This is a genomic window from Planctobacterium sp. AWH2_060, from assembly GCF_056158425.1.
The window spans coordinates 3,427,788-3,448,236 of record NZ_JBSWTG010000001.1; the positions used below are offsets into that span (position 1 = coordinate 3,427,788).

13 protein-coding genes are annotated in these 20,449 nt (G+C 47.7%); 5 read left to right on the forward strand and 8 right to left on the reverse strand.

From position 1 onward, the window contains the following. Positions 1–14 precede the first annotated feature (14 nt). Positions 15–5,132: a DNA repair ATPase gene (locus tag ACXAD8_RS14620; protein ID WP_475230080.1), complete on the forward strand. Its 5,118-nt coding sequence runs from the start codon at positions 15–17 to the stop codon at positions 5,130–5,132. Between the two features lie 49 nt (positions 5,133–5,181). On the opposite strand, the gene ACXAD8_RS14625 is transcribed toward ACXAD8_RS14620, so the two are convergent. From ACXAD8_RS14625 to nhaA, 3 genes are all read right to left on the reverse strand, one after another. Further along, a complete protein-coding gene (locus tag ACXAD8_RS14625) occupies positions 5,182–5,787 on the reverse strand; it encodes an HvfX family Cu-binding RiPP maturation protein (protein ID WP_475230082.1) in 606 nt (201 codons plus the stop codon). 573 nt (positions 5,788–6,360) lie between these two features. Beyond that, a complete protein-coding gene (locus tag ACXAD8_RS14630) occupies positions 6,361–6,861 on the reverse strand; it encodes a hypothetical protein (RefSeq protein WP_475230085.1) in 501 nt (166 codons plus the stop codon). Next, complete coding sequence (gene nhaA / locus ACXAD8_RS14635) at positions 6,858–8,054, reverse strand: Na+/H+ antiporter NhaA (protein ID WP_475230087.1); 1,197 nt, start codon at positions 8,052–8,054, stop codon at positions 6,858–6,860. The genes ACXAD8_RS14630 and nhaA overlap by 4 nt, the downstream gene beginning before the upstream one ends. A 124-nt stretch (positions 8,055–8,178) precedes the next feature. Between nhaA and nhaR the strand changes: the two genes are divergently transcribed. Beyond that, positions 8,179–9,087, forward strand: a complete 909-nt coding sequence (nhaR, locus tag ACXAD8_RS14640) for a transcriptional activator NhaR (protein WP_475230089.1) — start codon at positions 8,179–8,181, stop codon at positions 9,085–9,087. Positions 9,088–9,090: 3 nt separating this feature from the next. Here nhaR and ACXAD8_RS14645 read toward each other — a convergent pair whose 3' ends face one another. Together ACXAD8_RS14645 and ACXAD8_RS14650 are read right to left on the reverse strand one after the other, a co-directional pair. After that, the gene (locus ACXAD8_RS14645) at positions 9,091–9,747 is read right to left on the reverse strand and encodes a methylamine utilization protein (protein ID WP_475230092.1); all 657 of its coding nucleotides are present in this window, start codon (positions 9,745–9,747) and stop codon (positions 9,091–9,093) included. An 84-nt stretch (positions 9,748–9,831) separates the two neighbouring features. Then, positions 9,832–11,151: an alpha/beta hydrolase family protein gene (locus tag ACXAD8_RS14650; protein ID WP_475230095.1), complete on the reverse strand. Its 1,320-nt coding sequence runs from the start codon at positions 11,149–11,151 to the stop codon at positions 9,832–9,834. A gap of 135 nt (positions 11,152–11,286) precedes the next feature. Between ACXAD8_RS14650 and ACXAD8_RS14655 the strand changes: the two genes are divergently transcribed. The 3 genes from ACXAD8_RS14655 (at position 11,287) to ACXAD8_RS14665 (ending at position 15,327) form a co-directional block, all read left to right on the forward strand. Next, positions 11,287–12,075, forward strand: coding sequence for a LytR/AlgR family response regulator transcription factor (locus tag ACXAD8_RS14655; protein ID WP_475230098.1), 789 nt, complete (start codon positions 11,287–11,289; stop codon positions 12,073–12,075). Positions 12,076–12,078: 3 nt separating this feature from the next. Beyond that, entirely contained in the window at positions 12,079–12,531 is a 453-nt protein-coding gene (locus tag ACXAD8_RS14660; protein WP_475230101.1) for a YaiI/YqxD family protein, read from the forward strand. Between the two features lie 129 nt (positions 12,532–12,660). Then, complete coding sequence (locus ACXAD8_RS14665) at positions 12,661–15,327, forward strand: hypothetical protein (protein ID WP_475230103.1); 2,667 nt, start codon at positions 12,661–12,663, stop codon at positions 15,325–15,327. Positions 15,328–15,396: 69 nt separating this feature from the next. On the opposite strand, the gene ACXAD8_RS14670 is transcribed toward ACXAD8_RS14665, so the two are convergent. The 3 genes from ACXAD8_RS14670 to ACXAD8_RS14680 form a co-directional block, all read right to left on the reverse strand. Beyond that, positions 15,397–16,608, reverse strand: coding sequence for an alginate export family protein (locus tag ACXAD8_RS14670; RefSeq protein ID WP_475230106.1), 1,212 nt, complete (start codon positions 16,606–16,608; stop codon positions 15,397–15,399). Between the two features lie 134 nt (positions 16,609–16,742). After that, complete coding sequence (gene cobA, locus ACXAD8_RS14675; protein WP_475230108.1) at positions 16,743–17,648, reverse strand: uroporphyrinogen-III C-methyltransferase; 906 nt, start codon at positions 17,646–17,648, stop codon at positions 16,743–16,745. After that, a complete protein-coding gene (locus ACXAD8_RS14680; RefSeq protein ID WP_475230111.1) occupies positions 17,645–20,437 on the reverse strand; it encodes a nitrate reductase in 2,793 nt (930 codons plus the stop codon). The genes cobA and ACXAD8_RS14680 overlap by 4 nt, the downstream gene beginning before the upstream one ends. Between the last annotated feature and the right edge of the window lie 12 nt (positions 20,438–20,449).

Below are 20,449 nucleotides of genomic sequence, written 5' to 3' on the forward strand. Positions count from 1 at the left end.
TACAGGAGCTGAAAATGGCTAACCACGACGGTATTGATCAAGCTGTGGCCGACGGTGGCGCTTATGAAGTGATCCGCGCCCGTTTGACAGAGCAAGCCTCGCAATTAAAAAGCAAAATCGATGCATTGAACCAGCAGCGCATTGCTGAGTTTGGACAGCCGGTAATGGATGTCAAAGCACGGGTCAGAGTCAGAACAGAACACAACTGTATCGCCCGCGATATAGTGCCGATAGGTGACTATCTGCTATTTGGATACAATGTGTTTATCGGGTTAAAGAAAGAAACCCGCGTCTCCGATGTTTTTAGTCTATTCACCTTACAGCGCAAAGACGACAGCTTTGAATTACAGGAAGCGCCACTAGATAACACATTCTTATCCGACCCTAAATTTGTTAAGGATTTCGGCGAGCTTTATATCTATTACAAAGAATCGCGACTGCTACAGCTGAAAGTTCAAAATCAGGTGCTTTTTGCGGTTTTTCAGATTGGTCGTAAACTGACTGATATCCGGGTTTTTCAGTGGCAACTGGATGCCGATGGAAACGCAAAGTACATTGATAATCGCGGCGAGAGAGTCTTAAAACCGGCGCCCTCACATGATTTTGAATGGCAAAAAACCAGCCACGACCAGTTCGTCACAGGTACACATTCTCATATCAATATTGCAGATAAACTGTTTGTTGAAACCATCAAAGGCAACCTGACCATAAAGGTGGAGAACAACACTGAAGATGGTTTAGGTATTTATCAGGAGCCTGTAGAGGATAAAACTCAAAGTTTATCCGATGCTGACGTGCAATTTGCAGAAGTTGGCTCGTTGATTCTGTTAAAAATACTCCCTTACCGTGAAAAAGAATACCGCTATCTGGTATTCAATATCCGAAACCAACAAGTTGACCGTATCGACGCGATTGGCGCAGCTTGTATAGCACTGCCTGAAGATCACGGCATTATCTTTCCGGGCGGTTATTACCTGCAAAACGGTGAAACCAAATCCTTCCCAGACGATATCGAAGGAATGAGTTTTAAACGCAGTATTCGCTCTCCCAACGGGGAAGACGTACTGTACATTTTTTATGAGGAAGAAACCGGCACCTGCGGCCTTTACTCATACAACTTGATCCGCAAAGCGCTGCTCAATCCAATTTATGCTCATGGATACAGCATATTTGACGATGGCACAGCGGTGTTCTTTAGCGCAGAAGAAGAAGCCACCCGCATCCACCCAATGCAGATTTGGGAAACACCATTTTTCAGTGATGAACACGCAGCAAAGCAACCAGCTAAAGACAATTTCTTTGGCCGTATCGGCAACAAAGAACTGGTCAGAGGGATTTCAGATATCAATAGTATCTGTCGCATGATTGAAAACCCCAGTCCCAACAAAGCGCTGTATGAAGACTTAATTAAGGCCAGTAGAACCCTTTTTGATGCTTATTACTGGCTGGCGGAGCCTGAAGTAGATGGTGTAAATGAGGTAGTAGAAAAAATTAATCACACCGCAGAACTGGTGATTGATGAGTTTGAAAAAGTAGAACAGATACGCCTACAAGCCAATAAAGCACTTGCTGACGCACAGGACAAACAAAAAACACTGATACAGAGCATAAAAATCAAAAGCTGGCAGTCCCCGGAACAATTCGTAGAGTGCCTGACCGGTTTGCGTTCTCAGCGTGGACATTTGATTACTATCAGAGAACTTCGTTACATTGACGTCGCCGCGGTTGAAATACTGGAACAGGAAGTCACCGAGCAATTTGATAAGGTCAGTCAGGCTACTGTTAACTTTTTGGCTGGCGATAAGGCTCTGGCCCCCTACCAACAACAGATTGCAGATCTGGAAGCGCAAATCGCAAAGGTTGAGCTGGTTGTCGATATTGCGCCATTGCTGACTACGCTGGAAACACTCTCATCTGGACTGGATTTACTCACCGAAGTACTGAACGGACTTAAGGTGGAAGATGCGACAGTACGTACCAAAATTATTGATGATATTTCCGAACTCTACGGCAAACTCAACCAGGTAAAAGCGAAAGGCCGCCAGAAAAAGAAACAACTAGGATCCGGTGAAGCCAGTGCAGAATTTGCTGCGCAATTCAGGCTTTTCTCCCAAAGTATCAGTAGCTCCCTCAGTATGATTGATACACCTGAAAAAGCCGATGAAGAGCTTTCACGTTTGACGATTCAACTGGAAGAACTGGAATCGAAATTCAGCGAGTATGATGAGTATCTGGATGATATTTTGGCGAAAAGGGAAGAGTTACAAAACGCCTTCGAAGCACGCCGACAAAGTTTACTGGAAGAAAGACAGCGCCGGGCGCAGAATCTTTTTTCAGCAGCAGAGCGAATTCTCAAAGGGGTACAGCGACGCGCCTCCAGCTTTACTGACAATGACCAGCTAAATAGCTATTTTGCCGCGGACCCTATGGTGTTGAAAATCACCGACCTGAGCGCCGAGTTGCGCAAACTCGACGATCAGGTCAAAGCCGATGATTTGGAAGCACAACTCAAATCAGCGAAAGAGCAGGCCATCCGAGCATTCCGGGACAAACAGGATATTTTTGAAGACGGTGGAAACGTCATCAAACTGGGCAAACACAAGTTTAGTGTAAATAGCCAGTCTCTGGATCTGACACTCCTGCCCAAGGATGATGGCTTGTACCGACACCTGGTGGGAACCGACTACTATGAAAAGGTTATCGATCCTGAGCTGGATGCATTAAAAACCTATTGGCAACAATCTCTGATCTCTGAGAATGCCGAAGTGAGTCGCTGCGAATATCTGGTCTCGGTGATCCTGGACGATGCACAAGCTCAAAAAAACGGTCTTAGCATGTCCCAGCTGTACAGACTGCCACAGGAACCGGCTGCACTGAAAAAACTGGTGCAAGAATACATTTCAGCCCGCTATCAGGAAGGTTATGAAAAGGGAATCCATGACAGTGATGCCTGCAAACTGTTAACTGAACTTTTGCCGGTACATCAACACGCGGACCTGTTGCGCTATGCACCGCAACCACGGGCATTGGCGATGCTCTTTTGGGGTCTTTATCCGCTTGACGAACAACAGAAAAAAATCTGGCAAAGTCATGCCGTGAGTGCCCAAGCACTGGCCACAACACTGAACAGCCGAAGTGCCTTCAGTACACTTGTAAGCTCCTTGCAAGACGCCATCAAACAATTTGTAGAGCGCCTTGCTCTGCCTTTTTCGGACTACCAATGTAACAGCGCCGCACAATACCTGGCTGAAGAGTTAAGCCAACCTAAAGTTGCCTTTATTACCAGTAAATCTGGCCAATCGTTGGCTGACAGGCTTTTGAAAGAGCTGCAACAACAAAACCAGATAAAGAGCTGGAAAGCCGCGATGCAGGAGTTTGATAGCCTTCTCACTTCCTCCAAAGCCATTGATGAAAGCTGTGGCCTGAATGCCCAGTGGCAACTGGTTGAAGCCTGGCTTACCGCCTGGTTGCAGCAACAACCAGACAACAATAACACTGCCACCCTGAAACACTACATAGCAGAAGCCGCGGCGCTGTTAATAACCCAAAATAAACTGGAGACACGCCAAAGCAGCTTTGAGCTTAGTATTAAAGTGGAAAGCTTGTTGGGCGAACATCGCAATATTGACAAGGGTACGCTGCGACTGCAATTAGATGAATTTAATCAAAGATTAGCTCATTATAAAGCGGTGCACGTTGCAGGATTCCAGCGTTATCATCAACTGCGCAAAGCGGTTATGCAAACGAGTAAAAGCGAACTGCAACTGCAACAGTTTTCGGCGCGTCCTTTAAGTTCCTTTGTACGTAACAAACTCATCAATGAAGTCTACCTGCCGCTGGTTGGTGACAACCTGGCCAAACAAATGGGCACGGTTGGTGAGGATAAACGCACCGACCTGATGGGTATGTTGCTGCTTATTTCCCCTCCTGGTTACGGCAAAACCACCTTGATGGAATATATAGCCAACCGCCTTGGACTGGTGTTTGTCAAAGTAAACTGCCCGTCCATTGGCCATGAGGTTACATCACTGGATCCCTCGACAGCGCCTAACGCCACAGCGAAACAGGAATTGGAAAAGCTTAACCTTGGCCTCGAAATGGGCAATAACGTTATGCTCTATCTGGATGATATCCAGCATACTCACCCGGAGTTCTTACAAAAATTCATTTCGTTGTGTGACGGAACTAGAAGAATCGAAGGGATCTGGAAGGGCAATTCAAAAACCTATGATATGCGTGGTAAAAAATTCTGCGTAGTTATGGCGGGTAACCCTTATACCGAGTCTGGTGATGTTTTTAAAATCCCTGACATGTTGGCCAACCGTGCCGATATTTATAATCTGGGTGACGTGTTAAACGGTCGCGAACAGCAATTTGCCCTAAGCTACATAGAAAACAGCCTGACATCAAATAAAGTGCTGGCGCCATTGGCACTGCGAGATATGCAGGACGTTTATAAACTGGTTGCCAAAGCACAAGGCAAAGAGATCGCCACTACCGATCTTAGTCATCAATACAGTTCTGCAGAAATTAATGAAATATGTAGCGTACTCCAGCATTTGTTTGTCATTCAGGATGTCATTCTCAAAGTTAACCTGGAATACATTAAATCAGCGGCAGTAGCTGAAGATTACCGCCAAGAACCACCGTTTAAATTGCAGGGTAGTTACCGCAACATGAATAAAATGGCAGAAAAAGTTTCAGCCATTATGAACCGGACGGAACTGATGCAATTGATTGCCGATCATTATCAGGGAGAAGCACAAACCCTGACCTCTGGAGCAGAGGAAAACCTTCTTAAATTGGCGATATTGAGGGGTGTTATCAGCGATTCAGACAGGCAGCGATGGGAACATATATGTCAATCTTTTAGCAGCAAACAATCACTTCAAATTGAAGGGGATCCCACTCAGCAGGCAGCCAGACAGCTGACTCAGATGACCAATATCCTGAACGAAATGAAAGAAGATATGCTGCAATCAGATACAAAAGACTTAATAAAACCCATCAACCGGGTTGCTGCTGCCATGTATTTGATGAGCAAAGTATGGCGGGGGGAAGATACACCTGTGCGTCTGGACCATATTACCCACCCTGAAAACCACAAGCATGATAACAGGCAAACAAAGTAGCCAATGAGCGTCGCCGTTTTAGTGATCGGCGACGCTGTCTCTCTAAAAGTTACAACTTTTTACTCAACCAATAATCAGCACTGATATATTTGCCACCGCCAATAAAAAACAGGGTTAACAGCATGATGAAATAGGTGGCCGCGAACTCTATGCCGTTGTTGAGGATCACAAAATTGCCGCTGGCTGTGAGCCACTCATAGTGTCCATGTTCCTGCAACAGTGATTTAGCGGCGGCCAGCTTTTCTGGGGCTTCTATAATGGCCGGGTTACTCATAATAGTGCCATCAGCAAACCAACTGCTGGCGTCAGCTATTGCCAACCATCCATTTTGCAGATGCACAGTCACCGCCGCCACCACCATCGTTGCCATTAGCGGTATTGCCACCAACCTGGTTGCCAGACCAATAAGTAAAAGAATGGCACCAAAAAACTCTGCACCCACAGCCAGCGCAGCCATTACAGCTGGCATGGGTAAACCCAACCCCCAATCGGCATTACCGAACCAGGCAACGGTATCCTGCCAGTGATTCATCTTGTTCCAGCCAGCTTGCATGAGCACCGGAGCAAGGTATAAACGCAACAATAATGGTGCCAGAAAGTCAGCAGATTGAGCTGCATTGAGGATGTTTTGGCCTTGCTTAATCAATGAGGTCATAGTTCTCTCTTTAGTATTTTGCGGTATTATACCAATCAGTAATAATATGTGATCGCTCAGCGTTAGTCTCATAGCCATGAGGTCGCGACGCGCGAGTGAAGTAATACTGGTGGTCTTTCGAGTCTCGCGCAAAGCTCAACGCATCCTGCTCTCGCCCCTTACCAACATCCTTGTTGGCAACAAAGAGATCATGGCTATGAGCAACGTCGAAGATGGGTTTGAAACGCATTTATGCTGCTTTAGATGTTTTTGATTTAGCCCCACTAGACCTGCAAACATCTGCCTTGCCTACCAAATGCTGTATGGAACAGCATAGAACAGCTTTAGCTGGCCTGCGAAGCAGGTGAGCTACAAGGATGTAGCGAATAAATGCGTTTCAATTCCCACTGAGTAGATCACATATTATTACTGATTGGTATTAGCCTAAGTTTAGTATCGAAACCAAAATCGGGTGGCCCTCCTAAATAGCGCAAGTAAAAATGTCTATAGTGATAGACCTGCGATTATCGAGAGAAATTGCAAAACTAAGCGACGAAGCGGCCTGAGAAAGGCCGCCATCAGTGCTCATGGAAATTAATTTTTCTGCGCTACCGCTTGTGGCTCCTGCTCACAGGGGTGACGCTTTTTTAACAGTTCATACAAATGTTCAGAAAGCGGGTTGTCTGGGATCCCTTTGCCCACCTGCTCAAAGCGTTTTTGCACATCTTCAAGCAGATTCACCACCACTTCATGGGTCACCATATCGTCTGGTAAACAGAAGCCAGCGTACAGGGTGGCTGGTGCTGTTTTGCGCTCAATGCCCACGCGGGTTCTGTAGGCCCGGTTGGCAAATCCGGTATCGAACCCGGTGCTTTCTATCTCATCCATAATGGCGGTATCTGTGATGATGGCCCCCTGCAAAAAGCCCCGAATGTATTGATAACAGCTGGTGATAAACACGGTGCTAGATTTGGTGTTAGTATCCGCACACATGCGATTCATATCGTCATAAAACTCATTGGCGGATTTCGCATTGGCACTGCTCATAAACATGATTACCGCAATCAGGCTTAGCCCTTTAATACATTTATTCATACTTTCGCTCCAGATAATTGATAATTCTCTTGTGGCTTAGATGCCATTAATACAGCAGCCCCTACGACCGCCGACAAAATCGATCCCATCAATACTCCGACTTTGACACTCAACTGGTAGTCCAGCCCCTGATCAGCAAAGGCCAAGGTGCCGATAAATAAACTCATGGTAAAACCGATACCACAGAGCAAACTCACACCATATAACTGTGCCCAGTTCGCTTCTTTAGGCAGCTTTGCCCAGCCCAACTTGATCACCAACCAACAGGTTCCGAAGATACCCACCTGCTTACCCAGGAATAAACCAGCAGCAATGCCTAAGGTGATGGGGTTAAATAAATCTTCAGCAGTAGCGCCCAGCACTTTTACACCGGCATTGGCAAAGGCGAATATTGGCAAAACTAAAAATGAAACCCAGGGATGTAGCGCGTGCTCCAGGTGAGGCAGCATTTTGTGACCGTCTTCATTTTTAACTTCTAACGGAATAAACCAGGCCAGAGCAAAACCCGCCAGAGTGGCGTGCACCCCGGATTTAAGCACCGCAGCCCAGACCACGACACCCACCAGAATATAGGCGGCCTGATAACGTACTTTTTTGCGATTTAACAGGAACAACACAGCCAGTCCTGTCAGTGCCACTAACAGTGAAGTACTGGACAGGTTTTCAGAATAGAACAGGGCTATAATGACAATGGCCCCGATATCATCAAAGATGGCCACACTTAACAGAAACAACTTCAGAGACAGGGGTAAGCCCTTGCCAAACAGCACGAAGATACCCAATGCAAAGGCGATGTCCGTCGCTGATGGGATAGCCCAACCATTCATCGCCACCGGATCACCGGAATTGAACCACACATAAATCAGCGCTGGAAAGGCAATCCCCGCTATAGCTGCGACCGCAGGTAAGGTGATTTGCTCAACCGATTTCAGTTGTCCATCCAGCACTTCGCGTTTGATTTCCAGTCCAATCATGAAGAAAAAGATTGCCATCAGGCCATCGTTAATCCACAAGATCAGAGGTTTAGCGATTTCAAACGCGCCAAATTTAAAGACCACAGGAACTTCGAGAAAGCCCTTATAAATACCTAACAGGGGACTATTGGCCATCACCATGGCCAGGAAGGCGGCCGCCACCAGTAAAATACCACCAGCAGCATCGTGTTTAAAAAAACGTTTTACCGCGTCAGTCATAAAACCTCCGCATTTAATGAAACAGATAAGCGATTATGGGACATCTGATAAAATCGCAATATTCGTATCTTTTTAAATTTTATTCAGATAATATCTGATTACAAAATCCTCGGAGATGGCCGCCATGCAACAACTGAATTATCATCATTTGTATTACTTTTATGTTACAGCTCGCGAGGGCAGCATTATGCGTGCGGCCAGCTTATTACATCTGACACCGCAAACTGTCAGCGGACAAATCGCCACCTTTGAGGACTATCTGGGCAAGAAGTTATTTGATCGAAAAGGCAAACGCCTGATCCTGAATCAGCAGGGACAGTTTGTTTATAGCTATGCAGAGGATATCTTCAGTCTTGGATCAGAATTACTGCAAAACCTGAAACAAAAAGAATCCTCACACCATCTGCAATTTACCATTGGCGTGACGGATATTATTCCCAAGGTGCTGGCGTTCGATTTATTTCGCACCTGTATTGACTACGATGAAAACCTGAAATTGGTTTGCAAAGAAGGGGATTTAGAAAGTTTGCTGGGGGATCTGGCGCTTAATAAGCTGGATCTCATCTTCTCAGATCAACCCTTACCGCCAGGTGGCAATATCAAAGCCTACAATCACTTTGTGGGCGAAACCGGTATGACTTTCTTCGCTGAACAATCATTGGCAGAAAAGTTACAACCCGGATTTCCACTGTCTTTGCATCGGGCTCCGATGCTGTTACCGGGAGAAAAGTCCACCTTAAGAGTGGAATTAATCGCCTGGTTTGATCGACTGGGCATAGTACCGGATATCGCCGCGGAATTTGAAGACAGCGCGTTAATGAAGCTATTTGGTCAGGGCGGATACGGCGTATTTTGCGCCCCTTCACCCATAGCCGAACACGTCACCAAGCAATTTCAGGTGGAAGTTGTCGGCAGTACTAACGATATCCGGGAGGACTTCTATCTGATTTCACCTGAGCGCAAACTGAAGCATCCAGCGGCGTTACACCTGTTTGAATTTGCCAACAAGATGATTAATCCGCTTGAAGAATAACGATTAATCGTAATCGTCAAAATCCAGGTCGAAATCAGCTTCTTCTGCTTCGGCCACATTGGCATTTAATGCAATCTTTGCAGAATCGCTAATTTTGGTGCGCGCAGTAAAGCTATGGCTGTCATTTTCCATACGAGGGTGCCAGACAGTAACTTCATAATCGCCGGCAGGCGCACTGGCAATGTTCACCTGCCCCTGTTCATCGGTCATGCCATAAAACGGCGTTTCCGTAATATAAATGTAGCCCAGCATCCAATCGTGAACGTTACATCCCAGCTCCACTATACCTGCCTTTTCAAAGGTGACGGGGGTACTCTCGGTGCCTTCATATAATTCCTGCTCGAAGGTTTTTACTGAAGAAAAAGAGTAGATGTGATGTTTGATATCGTCATAGTTGGGAAAACTGACGGTTGAGCCTTTTTGCACCACCAGCACATGCGGATCAAACTGGCGCTCTCGTTGCCCCATTTCAGCCATACTGGTGTTAGCGCCCTTCGCCGCTTCGTTGTTTAACAGCACTACAACGCCCACGGCTGGCTCACCGTTTTTTTGTTTGACCTGCAGCGTCACAGCCGCAGCCTGAACAGCCAATAAACTTGCCAGTGAAAACAAAGCTGGCATTATCCAACGACGCGCTTGTAACGGTGTAACCTTAGACATAATGTACTCTTAAACACAGATTGAGTTTGCAAACCATTATTAATGCAGATTACAGCGCCGAATGCCAGAGTGAGGGGCGATTTTTTAATCCTGCAACGATTTGGCCCAGTCTACCAACTGTTTTGGCAGAGCTTCACTCCATTGACCGGGTTTTCCCTGAAATGAATTCAAGGCACTGTCATGAATAGTGTCCCAATGATCTAAACCAGGCACTTTTAAAATTTCATAATCCTCATGACCTTTTTCTGCCAACAGGGTATCAATCATATCTATATCGTACTCCGACATGATCCAGTCATTGGTCCCCCAACGGATACGCGCAGCAGCCGTTAATTTTTGCCATTCTCCGGCAAAGTTAAAATCCTGCATCTGATGATAAAAACTGACCGGACGACCATACATGTGGGCGCCACTATGGTAGTTGTATTCGGCCAATAGCGGTGACTGTGCAATCACCTGCTGATAGCTCTTTTTCTCGATTAACATGCCGTAGTACAGTGGGATATAAGCGCGATTTATCTTGTCGTTTACCGTCGCCTGGTCATCGCCTTTCATGGTGAGAATACGTCGTTCTATTTCCAGCATGTGTTCAAACCAACTGCGATAAAAAGTGCCGTCAGAAATAACCCCATTGAGTTGATATTTGTTGGCCAGATAAGGTGCTAAAGCACTGCCCATACTGCTGCCGTAAACAATCACCTTTTCTCTGTCGACACGGGGATCCGCCAGCAAGGTTTTTAACGCCACTTCATAACCATTGAGTTCCGTTAAAAAGTCGGTTTGTGAGCAGCGCCCTTCACTATCACCTACGCCGGGCTTTTCCACTCGCATCACCATCATGTCAGAATGCTCCACCAGGTAGCGCAACGAGCGAATAAAGTTGGACTGTCGTCCGGGCGTATACTCTATGCTGGAACAGCTTAGCCCGCCCACCACAAAAATGGCAGGTAACGGAGTATCGCCTTCTGGTAAAGTCACAATAGTACGTTGCCGGATATTATAGTCAGAAGTAATAAAACCGTACTCAGTGCGCAAATTATCGTATTGCTCCAAAGGCACTGGCTCAAAAATCACACTGACCGAATGCACTTGTTGCGCCCGGCGATAGGTGAGTTTGGTTTCTGTACCTGCTCGCAGACCGTAAATGATGTCCCACCATTGGTCACCATCGCGAATTACTTCATCATTCACGGCCAGCAGCACATCTCCCACCTGTAACCCCGCCTCATTCAGAACTGACTGTGGGTCAATTGTGATAATTTCCCGCCCCGCTGGTTGAGCGGCTTTAAAAGTGGCATGCCATTTTGCCCGCCGGTCCTCATGGCTCACCTCAGCACTGACGGGGGCCAGAACTAACAACAGTAAAAACAAAGCAAGGGGTTTGAGCAACAGATGTAATGTCATTTAACTTTCCTTTTCAGCAAATAATCGTAATCGCTTGTTCGCGAGTATTCAGCGCTTCATACTAGGATCAGAATGCGATGTTTTTTGGCCTTTTATGCCAACGCAGGATTTTTTGATGTGTAAGGATAAAAATAAATGACAGGCATCTGGCACTGGACACCCACCTACAGCGGCTTTTATCTGTTCGGCTCGCGCTTTGTGACCCATCTGACCTTTTGGCTGGGTTACTATCTGCTGTTCAGTTATATCTGGATGCGACCCGAACTGGGTTATTTCGCCTCTTTTTATCTGGAATTTATTCTCATGCCGGTGCGCATCATGGCGGCCTATGCCATGTTGTACTTCCTTATCCCCCACTTTTTGGTAGCACGCCGATATCAGTCGTTTTTCATCGGCTATGCCCTGCTTATTGCGGTGTCTGGCCTAATGCAAATGCTGTTTGGCTATTTCTTTTACGAAAAGCTGTTGTTAGCGACCGAACAAGGTTTCGCCCTGACCCTGTCCGGCTGGGTGCGCAACTGTATCTTAATCAACACCACGGTTCTGTTATTAGGTACGGTAAAGATATTCATGCTCTATATTGGTCTGTTGGAAAAACAGGCCAATAGCACCACGCAGCCTCCGGAGTTTATTCTGGTTAAATCCGATCGACGCACCTGCAAAATACAGTTGGCGGACATTTTATATATTGAAGGATTGGGCAATTATGTCACTTACCACCTGCGAGACGGTGAGAAAAAAGTAGTATACAGCTCACTGAAAGATACCCAGTCACAACTGCCGGAACAGTTTTTGCGCTTACATCGTTCTTACCTGATCAACAAAAATGCAATAGAATCGTTTAATAACGAAGAGGTACTGATTGCCGGACATGCATTACCGCGTGGCAAGGAAATTCAGGACACAGATTTGGTAATTCAATAACTTATGAAAATATGGGTAGATGCCGACGCCTGTCCGGTAGTGGTAAAAGAGATTCTGAGTAAGGCGGCGCACCGCACACAAACACACTGTTATTTTGTGGCAAACCGCTACACACAGCTACCAGGGTCGGATTTTCTGCACTCAGTGGTGGTAGAAAAAGGCTTTGATATTGCCGATCACCGGATCGTCAATGATTGTCAGGCCGGCGATCTAATTATCACCTCAGATATCCCGTTAGCATCAGAAGTGATTGATAAAAAGGCGCAGGCCCTGAATCCCAGAGGCGAACTCTACACCCCGGAAAATATTCGACAACGTCTTAACATCCGGGATTTTATGGACACCATGCGCGCCAGTGGCGAGCAAACCGGGAAAACCGCGTCTTACTCGCAAAAGGACAAGCAGGCTTTTGCCAATCAGTTAGATCGGATACTGGCGCAAAATAAACAGCGTTGATTGCTTTCCAAGGAAGCTACCTTTCACCGAATCCTGATATTTTTAGATCTGCCGTGTGAATTATTAACCTTACAGGTCGATACAGTTCAGGTTATGAAACATTTCTTAACCTGAATCTGAGGGAACCTAATGAGCACCAGTAAAAATCCAAATGGCTACATCCCCATTGTTTTCACTTATGGCGGCAATGATCTCACTTACAATGAATTCCTTGAGCAGTTCTTCCTTACCTTGCCCGCCGGAAATGGAGTGCAATTAGGAAAGGAGCAATATTATGGTTATGGCGGCAGCAACCAAAATACCCTCGAAACCGGGAAAAGCTATCCATTAACACAAACCACATCCGGGGTAACCGGATTAAAAGCCACCAATGCAGTGGGGGCCGCTCATTTTGAAGAGGCTTTAACTTTTTGGGCTTCCTCTCAGGCGGCATCCGCTGGTTTGAATGACTATGCCAATGTATTTCTGGATCATTACACCGGCGGACGCATTTATCTAAGTAATGCTGATTTGCACAAAGAAACGGGGGGTGAACCCGATCCCTCCGATACTACCAGCACTACCTATTCCAGCCTGTATGACTTTTTTGAACCTTATATCGCAGCAGCTATTAACACCACCAACACGCCGGGAAACAATGCCGACATCACTGACATCGACTGGTTTAGTTTTCCTATAACACTAAAGGTTTGGAGTTACGATTTTGCCAGTGATAACGGCCGACTGAGCGAAACCAACAGCAAACAAGGTGGTAATGGTGAGGCCATTTATGACGCCTTGTTACAACCCAAAACCCAAAGTCGGGCCAGTAATGCTTATCCGTGTCAGCAGTTTCCAGATACCACGGTGAATACAAATTCTTCCAACAATATGGCCGCAAGCCGACTCACAGGTCCGACAATGGCTGCCGCGCCAGCCAGCTATTACACTGATCCGGCAAATAACCCATTCCCCTATCACGACTTTACCGGTTACTTACTGTACCTGAGCGAAAAAGCCCACGCATTTACACTGACTGGCGTTTTTTCCGGTACCGGTAAGAGTGCAATTCAGGATCAAAAACAGCAGTTTAATTTTAAGGTGGACTTCAGCCATATTAAGTCTGAGAAAAATACCTATCCCAGCGGAGAGGTCACTCAAATCAGTCAGGATAGCTACATTCAGTTTTCCGGTTTCACTACCAGCGACGACCAAGAGAAAACCCCTTTATTGGGCAGCGAAGCAAGCCCTTTTACCATCAGCGTGCCCTGGTACAAATCCTCGCCAGATACGTCACTGAAAACCGTCACCCAATTTAACAACACCCACGATGCCGTCAAAGAAGGCTGGCTAACCCTGAGCAGCACCAATAACACTGGAGCCAGCGGGATATATGCTCCGGTAGAAGCCACAGCATTAAACGCCCAGGGCGAAGCGCTCACTCCCACCACAGGACAAAAAGTACTACTACATCTGGTGTATAGCCTGAATTCTGAGCCATTGGGAACCTCGCTGGATAACTTATTGGCCAATGGCACTGTGAGTGTTTCTCCGTCAAGCGATCTTACTTGCAACGCCAATCAAAGATGTGTTGTGCAGTTACCCAATCATGTTGGCACCGAACTGACGCTACTGACAAACGATAAGGGCGACATTTACTCGGCCACCATTTCTGATTATCAGGCAGATCCCGGCGTGGCGCTGGGCACCAGCTGGACTATCCCTGCCGGTAATAGCAACTTAAATAACAATGTGGCCATAACTGTGACGGTAAAACAAGCGCCACAGTTGCGCAATATCTTCATACAGGCCAGTGCCGTCTGGAAAACCCGCCCCACCAGTCTGAAAGTTGCGGCTAGCGGCAATAAGTATGCTGCATTTTCAGCAACACTAAACCCATCAGTATTCACCGGCAGCGGTCAGGACAGCAACTGGACCACACTGAGTATGCCAGCGGGCATATACGGTGCGAACGCGGGTTATACCATTGCGGGTCTGACAGGGGATAACAGTTCGTTAAATGGCGATATCCCCTCCCTGAAAAATGACTTGTTTGGCTGGGTGGTAGCCGATTTACTCGCGGCGTTGAATGCTGGCCTGGTGGGAAGTCCGGCACTTTGGCCAGTGGGCAATACTAAAGGTACTACCCTTGGAGGCTCTCCTCAGGACTGGTTTACCCCCGGTAACAACCCCTACACGGCAGGCTGTTGGGGAGAAAAAGCCTGGCAGAACGTGAAATTCAAACAAGAGCCGGTCACTAATTTTTGGAATACCTGGGCCTGGAATCTCTATAACGTGCCTAATGTTGATGCCTATAATTTTGCCTTTACCGATCGATTTGAATCCAATATTTTACTGGATTACAACCCGCCTCCGGCCAATCCGACAAAATCCCACCCGGTTTTGCTGGAGGTGATCGTTGGAGACTCACCCTTTATGGGTATTCAGGCCACTCAATCCTGGTTTGATACCGGTATCCAGATTGAACCCGGAAGCACGGTCGCCATCTCCAGGGTTAGCGGTTTATGGACGGCCGATCCTGATACAAACAACGGTCAGCTGTACGATGCCAATGGTTGCCCGAATATTATCGCAACCCAGCCGGGTTACCCCTTAACACAAGTAGCCATGGGCGCCTTAATTGGCAAAATTGGTGAACAAGGGCAACCATTTCTGGTAGGAAATGCGCTAAGCCAAACCCCGAAAGGTGAAGCCGGGAAACTCTTCTTGTGTATCAATGATGATCTGCAAGGCTTATATGGCGCAGGTCTTAAGGACAACCGGGGCAGTATTCGGGTTACGATAAAAAGTAATTAACAGGCACTAGTGCCAATCGTTGACGGGCAGCCTGGTATCGCTGCCCGCATTATTTATTGCTTAAAGTTGTTAAAATTTCGCCACCAATTGCACCCAGAGTTTGTCGGTGTCGGTAGCATGGCTGTCAGCATCGTAACTTGCGTATTTGGCGGTAAGCTTATAATGCTTAGCAAAGCCATAATTGGCCACTAAGCCCAGTTCACTGCCCAAATCGGCACTGCCTTGCTCGGCGTCAAATTGGTGATAAATGGCGGCAACGGCCACACCACCTAAATTGGTCGCCAGCTTAAACCAGGTATCTTCAACTCCTACCCTCGGCGTACCTAAGAATTTATCAGTCCAGCCCTGAAACTTATGCAGTGTCGCCAGCGGCGTGACAAAACCTTTGCCGTTATCGGCTCCCAGAGATTCAAAACCCGCCGCGAAAGTAATGCCAGACACCTTTACACTGGCATCCACAGCGTAATAATCGGCAGAATAATCCACTGGATTATCGCCGGTATCTTTTTGGCTGGCATAACTCAGGTGTAACTGATAACCAATGTCCCCCGTGGCTCCGCTGTAGTTGTAGTCGATACCGGCCGTACTGTTAGACAGAGCGAGGGCATCATCAAAATCCATGTGATATACGAAGCCCGCCAGTTTATGGCCTTTTGCCGGTGTGTAGACGGCATTAAACAAGTGCAGATTGGCATCCAGATCGCCATTGGGATTTTTCGAACCAAAAATCCGGTTCACCCGGGATGACCAGGCATAATCCAAGGAAAAATTTTCAGCCACCTTTGACGCAATGCGCACCCCATCAAAAGTCTGCTCGTTTTGACGCCAGGCCACACCGCCGACAAAGCGCTGATTATTGTGGTTGATACGTTGGCGGCCAAATGAGACCGAAGTTCCGCCTTGTGAACTGTACTTCAGGTAGGACTGATTCAGATCGGCACCACTGGGGTCCGCCACCACCGGATAATCCGTATTGCCATTGATGGTGTTGTTATAATCCTTATCCAGAAGTTCTGTCACATAATCAAACTCCACCACAGCCTGCCAATTGTTGTAACTGCCAGTGGTGGCAGTAATGCGGCCTAACAGGGTGTTAGCACTGGCATCTTCGCTCAGGCCATCCTGATCCACGCCCTCATAGCGATAGCGAAGCAAGGTGCTGATGCTGGACGCCTTAATGGCCTCGGCCACTGAATTAGCTTCTGAGCTTTGCGCCTGTGTCATAGTCGAAGTACAAGCCAGCCCAACTGCCATAGACAATATAGTTATTTGAGTACGCATTGTGTGTTCCTCTTACTGTTGAGCTTTTTGCTCAGGTTGTGTGTTACAAATCAGTTTTTGTTTGGCTGAAAACAATCCGGGTTGTCAGCAAACATGGGTGTCTTGTTGGGAACAAATTTTGCGTTGCTATATTTTTAGTAAGTGATGTGCTCCTTGTGTAACAGGGCCAGATCCACCGACCAGGGTTGTTGGGTGACTTCACCCACCACTAACAAGGCAGGCCCTTCGATTACCTGCGATGCCATTAAATCCGCGATATTACTGAGATTTCCGCTAATGACCTGCTGCTGTTGTTGCGTGGCCTGATCCACCACGGCACAAGGCATATCCGCTTTCATACCGTGGGTTATTAGCCGTTGGGCAATAGTGCCAATGCGCTTTAGCCCCATGTAAAACACCAGGGTGTCCTGCGACTTTCCGGCTTGGCTCACCATGCCTGACCAGTCAGGCTCATCCTCAGGATTTTTTAAGGTGGCAGTGATAAAACGCACGCTTTGGGCATAACGACGGTCGGTCAGTGGCATACCAGAATAGGCCGCCATACCGGAAGCCGCAGTAATACCGGGCACGATGGCATAAGGAATATTGGCATTTTGCAGCGCTTCACACTCTTCACTGACCCGACCAAAAACAGAAGGATCACCGCCCTTCAGGCGCACCACTTTACGTCCCAGTCGGGCGTGCTCCACCATCAGATTGCAGATAGTTTGCTGCTCAAAAGAATGTTGACCACAGCGCTTACCCACAAACTGTCGGGTGGCTGAAGCCGGTATCAGGCGCAATAAGTCTTCTGACACCAACCAGTCAAACAACACCACATCGGCACTTTGAATTAACCGATGGGCTTTTAAGGTTAATAATTCCGGATCGCCGGGACCTGCGCCCACAATAAAGACTTCCCCCCGGCCACCACTGACACGCTGATTATCGCGGTTTTTCTTATAGTACTGGTCAAAAAAACCTTTAAAAGATTGCCCTGATACAGCGCGTCTGAAATTCAGTAATCCAAACAGGTTGTTAATGGAAGTAGTCAGGTTCATAAGACCTCCTGAGCCAAATGATATTCGGCGTTTTCTGACTTTGAACTGTCAGCGAATTGTTTGATCATGCTGCCTAATTCCGACTTGCAGGAGCCGCAATTGGTGCCGCATTGTAGTTGCTCACCCAGCTCGGCCACAGAAGTGGCACCGGCTTCGATGGCCTGTTGAATAGTTTTCTCTCGCACCTGAAAGCAACTGCATACCAACCGCCCCTGTTGAAAAGCCAGTGAAGCCTGATGTTTCAGGGTGCTGATAACGTCATCCTCAGCTATCACATCGGATGCCAATAAATGACTAAACCAGGCGAGGTTGTTCTGCAAGGGCTGCTGTGAACACCAGAGCATGGCGGTCAAAGTCTGAGTCTCTGAATCCGCTTTACTTGCGCAGGCCATCCATCCGGACAAGCCAGGTTGCTCCAGACGGATCAGACTATGTTCCACGTGAATCAATGTTTTTAACCATTGGAGCGTGTTTTCATCGAATTTATCGAATGCAAACTGATAACAGTAGCCTTGCGGCAACACCTGCTTAATCCAAAAGCCAGAGGTGCTGGACAAACTCTCAGCAGCCAGTGGTTGGCGCGTAATCAAAGTTGCCCAACGCTGCACTGACCAGGCTTCAATAGCTACTGCCGCGGCTTTCAGCTCTGGCTGACCCGATATGGGATCCGCCACTGGTGCCACCAGACGATTGATGTTGGCGTGTGACGCGTATTCGCGATTCCAGTGCATGGGTACAAACACTTCCTTGCGGCGCTGCTGCTTATCCAGCACGGCTGTCATCAAACAAAATTCATCAGATTCACCTTGCTTGTGACGGGGTGTGATCTTCACCAGCTCACCATCAGCGATATTGAAACGGCGAGCGTCCGCCGGATGCAGATGAATACTGGGTTTTTCGGTATGTTGATTCAGTTCGGCTACCTTGCCGGTGCGGGTCATGGTGTGCCACTGGTCGCGGATACGGCCAGTGTTCAGCACAAACGGGAAGGCATCATTAGTTTGTTGCTCCGGCAACCTTGGCGTAATAGCCACAAACTGTGCTTTGCCCGACGCCGTATAAAATCGGCCGTCACTAAACAGGCGCTTAGTGCCATTGGGTCTATCCGATGTAATTGGCCATTGTATGGGTGTCAGGTTATCGTACTGACTCAGACTCAGATGACCTAAGCCCGATAAATCAAAATCCCGGCGTCCCTGGTTTTCAAAGCCCGACAAGGCGATATGCTCATTGAAAATTTCACAACTGGTTTGATAATCAAAACCGGCATAGCCCATGTGTTTGGCCACATCGCAAATGATTTGCCAATCGTGCCTTGCTTCACCCGCTGGAGGTAACAGTCCTCGCTGACGGGAAATACGCCGCTCAGAATTGGTTACCGTGCCGTTTTTCTCTGACCAGCCGCTGGCGGGCAAGCAAACATCAGCGTAGGCCAGGGTATCGTTACTGGCCACACAATCAGAAACCACCACCAGTTCGCAGGATTGCAGTGCTTCTGCCACAGCGTCTTTATCCGGCATACTCACCACCGGATTCGTGGCCATGATCCAGACCGCTTGCACCTTGCCCTGTTTGATTTTCTGAAACAAATCCACGGCTTTTAAACCGGGTTTCTCAGCGATGCTGGGAGATTGCCAGAAGCGCTGCACTAGTTCCCGATGGTCGCTGTTATCAATATCCATGTGAGCCGCCAGCATGTTGGCCAGTCCGCCCACTTCCCGTCCCCCCATCGCATTGGGTTGACCGGTAATAGAAAAGGGACCGCATCCGGGTTTGCCTATTTTACCCGTCGCCAGATGACAGTTAATGATGGCATTGGACTTATCAACTCCACTGGAGGACTGATTCACCCCCATAGAATAGAAGGTGACGCTGCGGCGGGTTTGCATAAACAGCTGATAAAACTGACGCAATTGATTAACCGGAACATCAGCAAATTCACTGACACATTCAACACACCATTTGGCGGCCGCTTCCAGGCAGGTTTCAAAACCTTCGGTATGGCGCTGAATATACTGCTTATCCAAAGCATCATGACGATTAAGGTAATTCAGCAAGCCGTTGAAAATAGCAGCATCGGAGCCTGGCTTGATGGCCAGATGTAAATCCGCCAGATCACAGGTGGCGGTTTTTCGGGGGTCAATCACCACCACCTTGATGGCGGGGTTCAGTTGTTTAGCCCGCTCTATACGTTGGTACAACACCGGGTGTGTCCAGGCGGCGTTGCTGCCCACAAACACCAGCAATTGGGTTTGTTCCAAATCTTCGTAGCAACAGGGTACAGCATCCGCACCAAACGCCCGCTTGTATCCGGCTACTGCCGAAGACATACACAATCGGGAGTTAGTGTCGATATTGGCGCTGCCGATATAGCCTTTCATCAGCTTATTGGCAACGTAGTAATCTTCGGTCAGCAATTGCCCTGAAACGTAAAACGCCACGGCGTCGGGGCCGTGTTTGGCAATAATATCACTGAACCCTGTGGCGACCTTACTGATGGCCGTTTGCCAGTCACTGGCCTGGCCATTGATCTGCGGTTGCAACAGGCGATTATCCGGACCGTTACTCTCCACCAATTTGCTGCCTTTAACACACAGACGACCGTGATTGGCCGGATGCTCAGGTGTACCGCTGACAGCCGCCAGCTGACTGCACATTTTACCGGCATCATCCGTCGCAAAAGCCATTTTGGCATCAACGCCACAACCCACCCCACAATAGGGGCAAGTCGTGCGTCGAAGGCTGGGAAACGCCTCCAGCATATGTTTGTTATTGGCCGGTAGGTTCATTGCTGTTACTCA

Bases quoted from the DNA above. Each gene is read 5' to 3' on its own strand.
- ACXAD8_RS14620 (WP_475230080.1), top strand. From the start codon at position 15: ATGGCTAACCACGACGGTATTGATCAAGCTGTGGCCGACGGTGGCGCT.
- ACXAD8_RS14625 (WP_475230082.1), bottom strand. From the start codon at position 5,787: ATGACCTCATTGATTAAGCAAGGCCAAAACATCCTCAATGCAGCTCAA.
- ACXAD8_RS14630 (WP_475230085.1), bottom strand. From the start codon at position 6,861: ATGAATAAATGTATTAAAGGGCTAAGCCTGATTGCGGTAATCATGTTT.
- nhaA (WP_475230087.1), bottom strand. From the start codon at position 8,054: ATGACTGACGCGGTAAAACGTTTTTTTAAACACGATGCTGCTGGTGGT.
- nhaR (WP_475230089.1), top strand. From the start codon at position 8,179: ATGCAACAACTGAATTATCATCATTTGTATTACTTTTATGTTACAGCT.
- ACXAD8_RS14645 (WP_475230092.1), bottom strand. From the start codon at position 9,747: ATGTCTAAGGTTACACCGTTACAAGCGCGTCGTTGGATAATGCCAGCT.
- ACXAD8_RS14650 (WP_475230095.1), bottom strand. From the start codon at position 11,151: ATGACATTACATCTGTTGCTCAAACCCCTTGCTTTGTTTTTACTGTTG.
- ACXAD8_RS14655 (WP_475230098.1), top strand. From the start codon at position 11,287: ATGACAGGCATCTGGCACTGGACACCCACCTACAGCGGCTTTTATCTG.
- ACXAD8_RS14660 (WP_475230101.1), top strand. From the start codon at position 12,079: ATGAAAATATGGGTAGATGCCGACGCCTGTCCGGTAGTGGTAAAAGAG.
- ACXAD8_RS14665 (WP_475230103.1), top strand. From the start codon at position 12,661: ATGAGCACCAGTAAAAATCCAAATGGCTACATCCCCATTGTTTTCACT.
- ACXAD8_RS14670 (WP_475230106.1), bottom strand. From the start codon at position 16,608: ATGCGTACTCAAATAACTATATTGTCTATGGCAGTTGGGCTGGCTTGT.
- cobA (WP_475230108.1), bottom strand. From the start codon at position 17,648: ATGAACCTGACTACTTCCATTAACAACCTGTTTGGATTACTGAATTTC.
- ACXAD8_RS14680 (WP_475230111.1), bottom strand. From the start codon at position 20,437: ATGAACCTACCGGCCAATAACAAACATATGCTGGAGGCGTTTCCCAGC.